The 13,082-nt window shown below is 42.5% G+C and carries 12 protein-coding genes; 5 read left to right on the top strand and 7 right to left on the bottom strand.

What is annotated here, in order from left to right; genetic code table 11:
• Positions 1-52: 52 nt before the first annotated feature.
• From V7K41_RS14415 to V7K41_RS14395, 5 genes are all read right to left on the bottom strand, one after another.
• The gene (locus V7K41_RS14415) at positions 53-400 is read right to left on the bottom strand and encodes a hypothetical protein (RefSeq protein WP_181931614.1); all 348 of its coding nucleotides are present in this window, start codon (positions 398-400) and stop codon (positions 53-55) included.
• Between the two features lie 11 nt (positions 401-411).
• A complete protein-coding gene (locus tag V7K41_RS14410) occupies positions 412-906 on the bottom strand; it encodes a phage tail protein (protein WP_334849140.1) in 495 nt (164 codons plus the stop codon).
• 23 nt (positions 907-929) lie between these two features.
• Positions 930-1,385 carry a phage tail protein gene (locus V7K41_RS14405; RefSeq protein ID WP_094331970.1) on the bottom strand — a complete coding sequence of 152 codons (456 nt, stop codon included), beginning with the start codon at positions 1,383-1,385 and terminating at the stop codon, positions 930-932.
• A 183-nt stretch (positions 1,386-1,568) separates the two neighbouring features.
• Entirely contained in the window at positions 1,569-3,230 is a 1,662-nt protein-coding gene (locus V7K41_RS14400) for a phage tail sheath family protein (RefSeq protein WP_334849138.1), read from the bottom strand.
• 30 nt (positions 3,231-3,260) lie between these two features.
• Positions 3,261-4,100, bottom strand: coding sequence for a Pvc16 family protein (locus V7K41_RS14395; RefSeq protein ID WP_334849137.1), 840 nt, complete (start codon positions 4,098-4,100; stop codon positions 3,261-3,263).
• A 757-nt stretch (positions 4,101-4,857) separates the two neighbouring features.
• Between V7K41_RS14395 and V7K41_RS14390 the strand changes: the two genes are divergently transcribed.
• From V7K41_RS14390 to V7K41_RS14370, 5 genes are all read left to right on the top strand, one after another.
• Positions 4,858-5,976 carry a sensor histidine kinase gene (locus V7K41_RS14390; protein ID WP_334849135.1) on the top strand — a complete coding sequence of 373 codons (1,119 nt, stop codon included), beginning with the start codon at positions 4,858-4,860 and terminating at the stop codon, positions 5,974-5,976.
• 20 nt (positions 5,977-5,996) lie between these two features.
• Positions 5,997-6,677 carry a response regulator transcription factor gene (locus V7K41_RS14385; protein ID WP_334849134.1) on the top strand — a complete coding sequence of 227 codons (681 nt, stop codon included), beginning with the start codon at positions 5,997-5,999 and terminating at the stop codon, positions 6,675-6,677.
• 38 nt (positions 6,678-6,715) lie between these two features.
• Positions 6,716-8,854, top strand: a complete 2,139-nt coding sequence (locus V7K41_RS14380; RefSeq protein ID WP_334849132.1) for a substrate-binding domain-containing protein — start codon at positions 6,716-6,718, stop codon at positions 8,852-8,854.
• A complete protein-coding gene (locus V7K41_RS14375; RefSeq protein ID WP_334849130.1) occupies positions 8,832-9,470 on the top strand; it encodes an FHA domain-containing protein in 639 nt (212 codons plus the stop codon). The genes V7K41_RS14380 and V7K41_RS14375 overlap by 23 nt, the downstream gene beginning before the upstream one ends.
• A gap of 547 nt (positions 9,471-10,017) precedes the next feature.
• Positions 10,018-11,112 carry an anthranilate phosphoribosyltransferase family protein gene (locus tag V7K41_RS14370; RefSeq protein ID WP_334849128.1) on the top strand — a complete coding sequence of 365 codons (1,095 nt, stop codon included), beginning with the start codon at positions 10,018-10,020 and terminating at the stop codon, positions 11,110-11,112.
• On the opposite strand, the gene V7K41_RS14365 is transcribed toward V7K41_RS14370, so the two are convergent.
• Both V7K41_RS14365 and V7K41_RS14360 read right to left on the bottom strand, forming a co-directional pair.
• Positions 11,084-12,508: an LCP family protein gene (locus V7K41_RS14365; RefSeq protein ID WP_334849126.1), complete on the bottom strand. Its 1,425-nt coding sequence runs from the start codon at positions 12,506-12,508 to the stop codon at positions 11,084-11,086. The two genes, V7K41_RS14370 and V7K41_RS14365, sit on opposite strands and share 29 nt — an antisense overlap.
• 286 nt (positions 12,509-12,794) lie before the next feature.
• Positions 12,795-13,082: hypothetical protein (locus tag V7K41_RS14360; RefSeq protein WP_334849124.1), on the bottom strand; the 288-nt coding region annotated here is incomplete at its 5' end.

The following is a 13,082-nucleotide window of genomic DNA, read 5'->3' as shown; positions in this document are numbered from 1 at the left end:
ACTCAACACTCAGCACTCAGCACTCAGCACTCAGCACTCAGCACTCCCCAACTCAATTATGAAGAAGTGCTTCGGGGGAATTTACTGTATCTTCTGGTATGGAAGTTTCGCCTTCCAATCCATTGATTCGACGGTAAAAATCTTGGAGGTAATTTAAATCTTGGGAAAAAAAGTTTTCCACGATTGCAGGAGTCACTTCTGATAAAGCACCCAAGTGGGTAATCACTCGCGCCAAGATAATAATAGTGGCATAAACGGGATTAGCTTTAACGCGTGGGTCACGCAAGGGTGCAATCTCGTCTATCGCCGTTGATAACCGCATTACACCTTTGCGATGGAGGTTGCCTTCAGAGTCTAGATACCCCTTTGGCAGTGTAAATTCAAACTCTGTGGGAAACATAATCCTCCTAATTATTTCACGCGTTTAAATTCCTCAAAAGCAACCTCTACTTCCTCAATTTCGATGTCATGGCTACGGGCGTTGACATCGGCAATTTTGTAACTTGCGGGCCAAGCACCGGCTAATTCAAATCTAGCTACTTCTTCATTTGCCTGATTATAAATAGACAAAGCAACAAGTCTACGTTGCTCAGACCAATTACCCTGTTGGACTTTTTCAAACCACTTCCAAAAATCCATAGATTTAGTGGTACCTCTACGCAGAATGAGATTACCACTCTTAGGATTGCTGGGAAGCTTAGTTCTCACCACCTGACCTTTTGACTGCCCTTTTGTACCCCAGGTTTGAGAAGTGACTTCGGTAATTTCAACAACCTCTTGTGTTCTTTTGAAGCCTTGACACTCCAAAAAGAAACAATTGGCATCGTTTTGACCTTCTAGTGTCAGTTCTAAATAGAACCGATGGGCCGTAAGAACTTCTGGAATTCGATTTGCGGATTGTACCACTGTTAATTACTGCAAATACTAAATTATTTAATTCGTTTAATTCCTTCGTGAACCAATTCAACAGTCTCATTTGCCATATCACCACCAGAGGCAGTTAAGGTAGGCCCAGTGTATTTACAGGGATAACAATTGACAATGTTCCACCGTGCCTTTTCAGAGCCTTGTTGGTCGTAAGCAACCACCGAACCTGTCTTACGATTCTGTGCCCACTTCCGAGGGTCTCCCATATCTTCGTTACAGTCTTGATACCATTTATAAAGGTCTATATCATCAGTGGCGATGACTTTTACTGTGATATTGGTAAATTTAACAACAGTTGGTGTAGCTTGACGCATTAGTTTTGCGCCCTTAGATGAACCGTGAACTTCCTGCGCTGGTGTATTCTCAACGCCTAGTCCGCTAATTTCTTTAATGAACTTATCAGTAATTCCGTCAGCCTCGAAGTAAAATTTACAAGAGGTTAAAAATTCGCCTGCCATACTTTTAGACTCCTTTGTGTGTAATTAATTTCGGACTGGGGAGTAGGGAGAGACGCGATTAATCGCGTCTGTACAAGAGTTAGGAGAATTCTTTGCCCAGTGCCCCATGCCCTATTCGCTATCTTCAATGCCATTCCATTGACGAGATGCATCCCTTGCCTGACGCAACATTTCATCCATGCCCTATTCGTTATCTTCAATGCCATTCCATTGGCTGATGCGGAAAACAACAAACTCCGCTGGTCTGACGGGACAAACACCGACTTCAATATATAAACGTCCTAAAATCCTGGTTTCTGGTGGGTTTAATTCTTCGTCGCACTTCACATAAAATGCTTGTGCTGGAGATGCCCCAAATAAAGCACCTTCACGCCAGATACGCTCTAAGAAATTACTGACGGTGCGGGTGACACGCGCCCATAAATCTTGGTCGTTCGGTTCAAAAACTACCCACTGAGTTCCTAATTCTAGAGATTTTTCGATATAGCTAATTAGCCGACGCACACTGATGTAACGCCACTCTGTTTTATCTGGCTCAACTAAAGTGCGTGCCCCCCAAATGCGGATACCTCGATTGGGGAAGCTGCGAATACAATTTATCCCCAGGGGGTTTAATAGTTCTTGTTCGCGGAAGTTTGTGTCATAACCCAAACCAATTACGCCTCTGGGAACTTCATTTGCAGGTGCTTTATAAACTCCTCTAGTTTCGTCGGTACGGGCCCAAACACCCATAACATGACCACAAGGAGGTACTAAAATTGGATTACCGCGATCGCGTGGATTCGGTACTTTGATCCAAGGATAATAAAGGGCCGCAAACATCGAACGACGGTTAAACCTATTCAACCACTCCACTACTTGTTGCGGTTTGACGGCTTCCGGTGGCGCATCAAGTACAACCATGCGGTTGGGCGGATTGGGAATATCGCCACTGGCAGAACCCTCGCACATACTAATCATCAGTTCGATGATGCCGTGGACTTGATCTAAATTAAGTACTTGCTCTTGATAAGCCCGCATCACATCAGGACAGGCCAACATCGTGATTTCATCAACTTCAAAGATACCGCGTACCCCGGTGCGATCGTCTCGAACCCCTTCTAAATTTTGTGAAAATCTATCGGGTGGGGTGGCGACAATCGGCGGCGCTAGTTCATATTGACCATTAACTGGACGACGAGCTAAAGGCTGTCCGCTTTGAGTAATATCTTCTACAGTGACATACATAGAATTTCTCAATGCCGCCACCGCATAAGTTGCAGCTTGAGCACCAGGCTCGCGGTTCATGGTCAAATTCTCATATTCCTCTAAAACTTCATCTCCCCGACGAATCTCAATTGTGAAGTATTCCCCTGTATTTGGAGGAGCTTCTCCTTCAGTACCTTCAGGTAGGGCACGTGGCGAACCTTCAATAATGACAATATTTACTAATCCACCTGCTGCTTGCTCAGGGCGCAAAGTAAAGCGCAGGGCTGGACGATTACCTCGAGCGTTGATTCTTAGAATAGCCGGTTCTGCAGTCGCGGGTTTGGGTGCGCCTGGTAATTGAGTACCGATGCTTGTCACCCAGCAGCGACCCCCACCATTCATAAAGTAGCCGTAAACTGAAAATGGTAAATAGGCGTTGAAGTCGGTGAAGCCATCAGAGTTGAGACGGGCAAAGTAGTTTAAGTATTGCGTCCAAGTGGTTACTAGCATGGGCTTGTATAACTCAGCCCCACCGCGAACGTCTTCAGTAAAACCTACAAATCCGGCAACTGCTGTGCTAACACCTTCAATTGGTCGGCTACCCCGATCAATTTCTTCAATATAGACACCAGGAGCAAAGTAATCAAGTCTAGCCATGAAAGTCTCTCCAAGTCAGTAAAAATCTAATTATTCAGGAGTTAGAAATATTTCTTTGAAAGTATTACTTTGGTTATCTACCAATGCATTGACGTTTTGGGGTAAATAGCCAGGATGATTCAGAGTCAAAACATAATTACCTAAATGAAGGTCTTCAAAGAAGAACAGCCCTTCTTTGGTGGTTAATATGGACTTTTCAGTTCCCCTTACAGCCACTTCTGTCGCTACCAACGGCAGATTTGTCACCGCACTTTTGACAATACCCGCGATCGCAACTCGCCTGGTTAATACTAGACTGTCACTATCGCGAGACGATTGATTTCGCAAATTGAAAATTCGCTCCCAAACCAAAGGTACTGGAGTAGGTTGTGGCTCGAAGGGTATTGTAACTGTCAAATATAAGGCTGAACGCAATGGCACATTGAGAGCGCTCCATAAAGAGCCAATCTCAATTGGCGGCTCTAAGGCAACTGTCAGGTTCAAATTCCCATAGCCCCGCAATTCAGGAACCAAAAACTCCTCTTCCAAGGTGCGATGGCGCAACAGCACAGTCAACGCCTCACTAATAAAGTGATGCTCACCTAAAGCTGTTCTATCCCAGGCTGTTAATAGCAGCGAAACATCAAACCAAGCGGGTGCCCAATTTACAGTAGCAGGTTGTAGAGCGCGTGTTAGCTTGCGTTCAACTTGCCTGCCAGAATGTTGTACCTGCTTACTCTCACGTATATCATAAATGTATAAATTGAGAGTCGGGCCTGCTCCCTCTTCCCTTCTATTACCAGGATGGCTAAAGTCAATTTGCTCTGTACTGGTAAGTGAGGTTCCTCCAGCTAGAATTTCGGCTAAAGTTTGAAGAACGAAGATAAGCATCAGGGTGTTCTGCTGGTAGCTAATCCAGATGCATCTACAGTATATGTATCAGTCTTCTAAAGTTAATTAGACTTTTGTCGATATTTTTGGATTAGGCATGGGGCAAAACAGTTTTGAGTTTTGAGTTCCGTTAGCGGAAGCGGGGCGTTTAGCCCGTGCTGAGTAAAGAAGTGAGATTCCCCACTCAGCACTCAGCACTCCTGAAGGGCATTGGGCAAAACAGTTCCGAGTTTCGAGTTCCGTTAGCGGAAGCGGGGCGTTTAGCCCGTGCTGAGTAAAGAAGTGAAATTCCCCACTCAGCACTCCTGAAGGGCATTGGCAGAGGGTAAATACTTACTGCAACTTCTCCCCTGCTCCCCCACTCCCCATCTCCCCCAGAATGATGATTGACGGGCTGGAAAATATTAGTTTCTCAAGAATCCGAAAAGCAGCAACTTCAGTTTGTAGATTAGTCTGGAGCGGTTCTTAATTGATGCATGACATTTTTTTATTGTCGGGTGGGCATCTTGCCTTCCCTAGTTAGAGCGAAACGCCCATCCCAGAAGATTTATCGAAGTGTTACAAATGAGAACTACTATGTACCAATCTATACTTATAAAAATAATATCTGCTATGAATATAAACTTAATAATTCTTTGTTTGGATGAATTATCTAACAAGATAACTTAACAAAAAAATAAACATTACTTAAATGGCATAATTTTATACTGATTAGCAGAATAGTAAAAATATTTGGTTGCAAAAAGCGAGTGAAGCTATGACACTAGGCTTTTCTGTACAAAAACTAGAAAATGGCTCTAATTATTTGAGTTCCTCAGACATCCAAAGCTTTTGTCAGCTAGAGTCTGAGCAGTTAACTAGTCAATATCCAATTTTTTTCGCTCGGATTGTCTATCATGATTCATTGTTAAAAGCTCATCAAGAAGTTATAAATTATGGTCAAGACCAAGTTACTTTTTCCCCAAAAAGTTTAGCTTATTTGCGGTCAGAACGATGGCTTACAGATTTTCCGCCTGCTTTGACTTTACATGAATTTAGACTTAAGGACTTTTCATCCATTTCTTACATTTGCCCCATAGGCTATAGAAATCAAAAACCTGAATACATTCAAATCATTACTCATGAACCTCTCTCAAAGAGTTTGCAATTGTATGTAAAACGCTCTGCTATGCTCCTGAGTAAGTATGTAGATATTTCCTTGAACTATGGAAGACAAAAAACTGAAATTAAACTACTGGAAGATATCCTGCATCGAGTCGGACATCAATTGCGTAACTCTCTAGGACTCATCGGATTGTACGCACACAATCTATGCTTAGGGTTAGAGGATAGCCCTTGGCAAGAGCAAGCAACAATCATCGGCGAAAGCATACAAGATTTAGATACTAATTTAACCGAACTGATTGATTGCGGTCAAAGTGCAAAATTAAGGGTGAAATTTCAAGATTTAAGAAGTTTAATAGTTGAAAGTATCACCAGTTTACAACCTCTAATTAATCGAAAAAAACTTAAAATATCGATTCCAGATACATCGGCAATACTGAAGATAGACAAATTACAAATGAAACAAGTTTTTGACAATATTCTTAGTAATGCTGTTCATTTCAGCCCGAATTTAGGAACTATTACCTGTAGCTGGCAAATTTTTCAAGATGAAGTTTTAATTAAAATCTCCGATCAAGGGCCAGGATTGTCTCAAGAAGATTCACAAAAAGTATTTACCCCATTTTATTCCCGGCGTAAAGGAGGCACAGGACTGGGTTTAACTATTGCTAAAAAAATCATTTTGGATCATCAAGGAAGTATCTGGGCACAAGTTTTATCAGAAAGTGGGGCACAATTTTCTGTTATTTTACCTCGACCAAGAAATGAATAAATAATTCGTAATTTAAAGATATGGCTAATGATAATAAAAAACTTTCAGTTCTGTTGGTAGATGATGAAGAACGCTTCCGTCAAGGGTTACGTACTCTCCTAAATTTTTATAGTATTAATTCTGCATTACCTGTAGAAGTTATTGGTGATGCAGATTCTGTCGATCAAGTTTTAAAGTTTACAACCTATAAGTGTCCAGATTTAATTTTGCTGGATATGCAATTGAAAGGATGTGATGGAATTACAGTTCTGGCACGTCTTAAAGAAGCTGCTTTTACTGGCAAGGTTTTAGTATTGTCGGCTCATCAAGAAGACGACTGGATTTTTAGAGCAATGCAGGGAGGAGCCGCAGGTTATGTGTTTAAAAATCGTGTGGCAACCCAATTGTGTGAGGCTATTGACACTATAACAAGATCGGAAATTTATCTACCTTCAGAAGTTGCTAGTCGATTTTTTCGGTTTTTTCAGGCTTATTCAGATTCTTGTGTAAAAGCATGTCATGAGGTGCATTTAACCGAAAGAGAACAAGAAGTTTTATACTGGTTAACTCAAGGTGCTTCTAATGAAGAAATCGCTAAACATTTATATGTAACAGTTGCTACTGTTAAGGCGCATCTCACCAGTATTTTTGAAAAATTGAAGGTTACTAGCCGGACTCAAGCGATTGTGGCTGCCCTCAAGTTAGGATTAGTTCACGCTTGAACGGAAGTAATCGGCGCAATTCACGAAACTCTTTGTATATGCCTTCATTTGAATCTTTATATCAAGAATACCCCTGCTCGTACAATTCTCCCTTAAGTTGCGATCGCCCCTTCCAAACGGCGCAGCAAATCAAGGGTGCTAAGTTTTGCTTGGAATGTGGTTTTCTGGCAACTTTACCGCAGGAGGCTGAGATTAAAGGAAGTCAGGGGACTTATCAAATAGCTAGTTTTGTCAGTGTGCGGGGTTTAGGCCGCTTATACTCAGGTGTTCAACTTAAAGACAAACAACCTGTAATCATCAAAGAATACCTGCTCCCCAATCGTTCTTTTAATGAAAGTGAGACTCAAAAGCGGAAAGAGACTTTTAAACGGGTGGGTGGGCTAAGTTTAGCCGATAGTCGAATTCAAAACTTCCGTCTTGTGGAAACTAAAGAAGCGATCGCAGATCAAAAAGGAGAACGCTGTTATTTAATTACTAAAGGAATAGAGTCATCCCAAACTTTAGGTAAGTATCTGATAGACAAGGGAGCCATGACATCTTCTGATGTGCGTGAGGTACTAAATCAAGGTTTACAAACTCTCCAGTTTCTCCACACCCAAAAGCTGCGTTTTCCATCCAATCAAACACAACTGGGTATCACTCACGGCAATATCAATTTAGATAGTACTTTAATTAAAATAGAAAATAATCAAAAGTTTTTTATATACTTTTGTGATTTAGCTATTTGGGAAAACTTATTTATTCCACCGATTATTCCTCAACCCGCGCCCGCCAGACCTGAGCAAGATTTAGAATCATTAGGATTGTTAGCCTTTTATTTATGGGTAGGGCGGACAACTAATTTTTCATCTAACCAGCCTCTCGATCCTAGAGATAATCAACAATGGCCGGATACCGATAGTCATTTAAAGCAATTTATTTATCGTTTAATCGGGCTGGAAACTCCTTTTGAGAGTGCAGAAGCGGCTCGTCAAGCACTGCTAGAACTTCCTCAAGAAGATCGGGCTAAAAGTTCAAGTTCAGTGCGATCGCCAGGTTCTGAAGAAATAAAAAAGCCTTTGCCAATGCCCTTACTTTTGCTAGTAATCCTGCTTTTGTTATTACTTGGTGGAGGAATTTGGTATTGGCTTTGGGGTAGGAAAACAGCTAGTCCTAATCAATATATCCAATGGTCTAGACTTGTGCGGAATTTCTCGGAAGTACCCAATGTTCCATCTGGACAATTTACTTACACAGGAGAAAAAGATAGTACATGGAGTTTTGTTTTAACGCAATTAGTGGACAACAGTCGTTTAGGAGATTTATTGACCAGACCAAAGTCAGATGCAACAGCAACATTTGATTATAAATCTGTCTTGTCATCAAATATAAATAATCCGATTAAAAGTCTTGAAGAAGTCCAAACAAACAAAAAAGATTTTGCAATTACTAGTTTGGTAGACAACATTACAGATAAACTTGCGAAAAAAGCAGTGGCCTATGATGGGTTACTTGTTTTTGTAGCATTTAATAAAAGAGACTCAAATCTTGCCAATGCTCTTGGGGGGCAAATCAATGTTGAGCAATTGCGTCAAATTTACACAGGCAAAATTACTAATTGGCAGCAGATTAGTCCCAAACTTCCAAATCTGCCTGTGAAACCTTTTGCCCCAACTGAACCAGAAGCAATCAGTAAATTTCAAGAAATAGTTCTGAAAAATGCCCCTCAAGACGAAGCTTTATTTGCAGCAAAAGTTACCAAACTTGATACAACAAAAACTCAAAACCTGATACGTAGTGAGATTTTAGAAGGGCGAAGCACTGGTATTATCAGTTTTGGCATTATCAGTAAAACTTCGACTCAGTGTACTGGCTATCCGCTAGCGATCGCAGATGGCAAAAAATCGGCTATTCAACCTCTGTTTCAAAAGCGCGATCGGCGCTCAATTAATCCCTCAGATGACTTGTGTCAGCATGATGATTATTATGTTGATGTCACAACTTTCCAAAGCTACGCTCTGGGATACCCTATTTTTGTAGTGTACCCTAAAGACAGCAACCGCCTGCCTGGTGGTTCTACATTTGCCCAGATGCTAACTACTCGTCAGGGTCAGTGTTTACTTAGTAAAGTAGGTCTTGTAGCTTTACAACCTATGCCTGATGATATAAAATCTTATGCCTGCAAATCGGTGCCCTAATCCCAGTTGCGAATATTTTAACCGCGCCCTGCCTAACAATGCTAAGGTTTGTCCCTGGTGTTCAACTCCTGTGGGCCCTGTAAATAATGTAGTTGCCCCTACACCACAACCGCCTAGTCAACCACCGTCCAATCAACAACCGCCTGTTGAGTATCAGCGCCCAGCCACAGACCAACCTAACTACCAACCTCCCCAACAAGCCCCCGTTGATTATTCAACAGTCTATCAGCCAAGAGTTTCCTATCAACCAACACCGCCTGTTTATACCCCTCCCTCTCAAAGAGCGCCAGCTTTAAAGCTGATTCATAGCACCGGCAGAGAATTTCATCTCGTTGGGGAAGGAGGTTATATTGGTCGCCGCAGTCAGAGTCCAGGAATAGCGCCACCAGAAATTGACTTGACTGGTATTCCCAGTGAGGGAATAGTCTCTCGTCGTCATGCGCGAGTCGATTGGGATTGGTCGCAAAATTCCTACATGATTGTTGATATGAGTACAAATGGTATTTATTTAAACAATAATCCCCTGACTCCCGGTATGCAGTATCGCCTACTTAACGGTGATTCACTGCGATTTGGTCAGGATAACCTAGTTAATTTCACTGTATATACTGTGTAGTAAAAAGCTGATTTAGTAATCAGCATTCTCTGTTTTGTAACTACATCAAGTATACCCCTCTCCAATCCTCACGCTACTTGCTTTCATAGCGGGAACGCTAAAAGCGAACAAGTAGGGCATTGCCCGCTCAACGCAGTGGTTCTAAAGGGCTACAGTTTAGACACAAGTTGAAAAAAGCTTGATTTTCCATTGGTTCTTTCGTTTATCTCGTTCCCATGTTCTGTATGGGAATGGCTTATTAGGAGCTGCTGTCTCCAATCAGGCATTGAGTCTCTGACTCAATGAATGCATGGACAGTCGGAGACTGGGCAATACTGTTCGGTTAAGGCAAGAGACGCGATGAATCGCCGTCTCTACAATAATTCAGTCTTTCGTCTTGACATTTACCCCAAAGACTTACCTGCTCTACATCCTGCTGTTTTTATTTTGTCGAACTCACATTTATTTATCAAATCCAAAATCCAAAATTCGGTCATTAGTCATTTTCGGTTATCGCGAAAGACAAAGGACAATGGACAAATGACAGTGGACAGAGGACAAAGGAAAAATGAGCAATGTATTTCGGGAATTTCTGCAAAAAGTAGGAAGTGGAAACCATACAGCCGAGAATTTAACTCGTATTGAAGCAGCCACCGCTACTAAAATGATGCTGTTGGGTGAAGCGACACCAGCCCAAATTGGGGCGTTTTTGATTGCTCACCGAATCAAGCGTCCAACAGGAGAAGAGTTAGCTGGAATGTTGGATGCTTATGAGGAACTGGGGCCAAAACTGCAACCCATAGCCTCTGGGCGACCAGCGATCGCTCTTGGCATCCCTTATGATGGTAGAACACGCACAGCACCAATTAGTCCGGTAACAGCTTTACTACTCGCCACAGTCGGACAACCAGTGGTAATGCATGGTGGCGATCGCCTACCAACTAAGTACGGCTTACCCCTGATAAATATTTGGCAGGGTTTAGGAGTCGATTGGACTACCTTACCCCTAGCACAAACTCAACAAGTGTTTGAGCAAACGGGAATCGGCTTTATTTATCTACCTCAGCATTTTCCCTTAACTACAAGTATTTGGGAGTACCGCGACCAACTTGGCAAACGTCCGCCCTTGGCGACAATGGAGCTAATTTGGTGTCCTTATACTGGGGATGCTCACGTAATTGCTGGGTTTGTCCATCCGCCGACAGAAGGAATGTTTCAGATAGCTCTAAGATTGCGGGGAGTAACAAAATTTACATTAGTCAAAGGATTGGAAGGTAGTTGCGACTTACCGCGCGATCGCACTGCAATCATCAGCTTATCTTCATCCGTAGCACCCCAAGAGGTAGAACGATTGCACCTCGTACCGCGTGATTACGGCTTTACTACCAAGAACGTACCCCTTGGAACTACTGAACAACTGGTGGCGGATATTCAAGAGGTTTTGGCAGGTAAACCAGGTGAATTGATGCAAACAGCCTTGTGGAATGGCGGATTTTATCTATGGCGGAGTGGTATTTGTTCAGATATGGCAAAGGGTTTAGCTAAAGCAGAAGAATTATTAACCAATGGTGTAGTAGCAGCTAAACTCCAAGAACTGAGCCAAGCAGTAAATTCAGTGTTAGCAGATATACCCTTTAGGGTGTCAACGACTTCTCCAAAATAGATTTTTGTTGCAACCAATCTTTACCTACTTGGATACTGATATCCGAGGCAAGGTTGCCAGTGCTTTCCACGCGCACTTCTCCAAATCCCAAAGTGTTGCGAATTGATTCGGCACTGTCACCATCTCCTTGTTGGGCGACAATGTGAGTTACATCTAGAGGTTCACCCCATGCCTTGGCTACATAGATGTTGCGATATCCAGATTTTTCCAAGGCTCTAATTAACGGTTGGAGGTTAGAGCGATCGCCACCTATACTATCTTGAATTGCTACACGCAAAGAGCGGGGGTCGGTCGCAGTCGCCAGCTGTTCCTGTTCTGACTCCAAACCAAAGTGTTGAGCCATCAGTTTCGCAATACCATCTTTGTTGGGCAACCAATAGCTAGCATCAAACTCGCCTTTTTCGCTAAAGCGACCTGGCAGCATTAACATTTGCATATTAGAGCGATTTGTCCGCACCCCAAAACCCATTAGCGCCACTAACTCTTCAACTGTCAAGTTGGTATCAATGTGTTCTTTGACGACATCAAGAACTTTAGGTAATTGAGCAACAGTAGCTGGGTTAAGTGTTTGCTCCATCAAAGCGCGGATGACCATTTGCTGGCGCTGAATCCGACCAATATCACCAAGTTCGTCATGGCGAAAACGCAGCAATTGTAATGCTTGATCGCCGTTGAGATGTTGCTTACCCGCCTTCAAATTGATGTACAAATGCTGAGAATCATCTTGGTATTTCATATCTTTAGGGACGTAGACAGTCACGCCACCCAAAGCATCAATCAGCTTGGCAACTCCCAAAACATTAATTCGCACATAGCGATCGATTCCCGCCCCTCCTAAGAGATTACTGACAGTTCTGGCAGTCAAAGCTGGTCCACCTTCAACGTTGGCGGAGTTAATTTTTTTCACTCCATAACCCTCTATTTGTGTGCGGGTATCTCTGGGAATGGAGAGCATATTTATTTTTTTCGTCTCTGGATCAAATTTGACCAAGAGCATCACATCAGAAAGACCATCAAAGGAGTTGACTTGGGGTAGGTATTTGAGATTTTTGGTATCTTCAGGAGGGTTTTGGATATCTGGGGGAAGTACGCTCATTCCCATCACCAAAAGATTTACCGGGCGAGTTAATTCTGAAAATCGCAACACACCTCCAGAAATGCGATCGCTATCAAAGGCCGCCTCATCCTTGGGAGTGAGCTGCGCTTGTTGCAAAGGCGTACTGGTCAAAGACACCGCCAAAAGCGCCCCCGCAGTTGCAGATACCATCGCAATACCACTCATACCTACCCAAAACCACAGCCACCGTCCTGATTTCGAGTTTTGGGAAATTTTTTTATTGGACTTTGAGGCTTTTCCCGACTGGTTTTCTTCCGCCGAACTTCTTTGAATGGTCACAGACTTCCTCACACTTACTCACTAATCAAATTCAGTTATTTTGCAGACTAAAAACACCCAAACAAATCAACCCATAATAGCTAACTCTTAATTATCGGTGCTAACTTTTTTAATGTAGTGTCAACCACAACACTTATAGCAGCATTTATTCTTTTTTTGGGACAACCTGGAGATGTTTTACTGAAGTATGGCAATAATAAACTGGATTTGACTAGATATATAAATAAATCAGCCAGAAATTTCCCAAAAATCAGTAAAAACACCGACAAATTATCACCCTAAAAAATTAAGATAAATACTTGCCAAGCACTCGTTCTGCTAAATTACTAAACCCTGGTAAACGACCAGATTTGCCCTGCATTAGGCGCAAAATCAACCAAACACTTACTAAAAAGTAACCTGATGTGAGAAAGCTATTGAGGATAAATAGACGTAGCGGAAAAAAATCTGAAGTTGCTGCTCCGGTGGCTAATAATAGATAACTCAACAACCAAGTAAGTGCCAAAGTAATAGACAGACGACTAATAGCAAGTTGTTCCCGACTACCCTGGCCCCGATAGAGCATCCACAAGGA

It is taken from the genome of Nostoc sp., from assembly GCF_036917415.1.
GTDB lineage: Bacteria > Cyanobacteriota > Cyanobacteriia > Cyanobacteriales > Nostocaceae > Nostoc.
The sequence above is the reverse complement of the archived record's forward strand: the minus strand, read 5'-3'. Positions and strand labels throughout refer to the sequence as shown.

Excerpts from the sequence above, each read along its gene's own strand:
- V7K41_RS14415 (WP_181931614.1), bottom strand. The coding sequence starts at position 400 with ATGTTTCCCACAGAGTTTGAATTTACACTGCCAAAGGGGTATCTAGAC.
- V7K41_RS14405 (WP_094331970.1), bottom strand. The coding sequence starts at position 1,385 with ATGGCAGGCGAATTTTTAACCTCTTGTAAATTTTACTTCGAGGCTGAC.
- V7K41_RS14400 (WP_334849138.1), bottom strand. The coding sequence starts at position 3,230 with ATGGCTAGACTTGATTACTTTGCTCCTGGTGTCTATATTGAAGAAATT.
- V7K41_RS14395 (WP_334849137.1), bottom strand. The coding sequence starts at position 4,100 with ATGCTTATCTTCGTTCTTCAAACTTTAGCCGAAATTCTAGCTGGAGGA.
- V7K41_RS14390 (WP_334849135.1), top strand. The coding sequence starts at position 4,858 with ATGACACTAGGCTTTTCTGTACAAAAACTAGAAAATGGCTCTAATTAT.
- V7K41_RS14385 (WP_334849134.1), top strand. The coding sequence starts at position 5,997 with ATGGCTAATGATAATAAAAAACTTTCAGTTCTGTTGGTAGATGATGAA.
- V7K41_RS14380 (WP_334849132.1), top strand. The coding sequence starts at position 6,716 with ATGCCTTCATTTGAATCTTTATATCAAGAATACCCCTGCTCGTACAAT.
- V7K41_RS14375 (WP_334849130.1), top strand. The coding sequence starts at position 8,832 with ATGCCTGCAAATCGGTGCCCTAATCCCAGTTGCGAATATTTTAACCGC.
- V7K41_RS14370 (WP_334849128.1), top strand. The coding sequence starts at position 10,018 with ATGAGCAATGTATTTCGGGAATTTCTGCAAAAAGTAGGAAGTGGAAAC.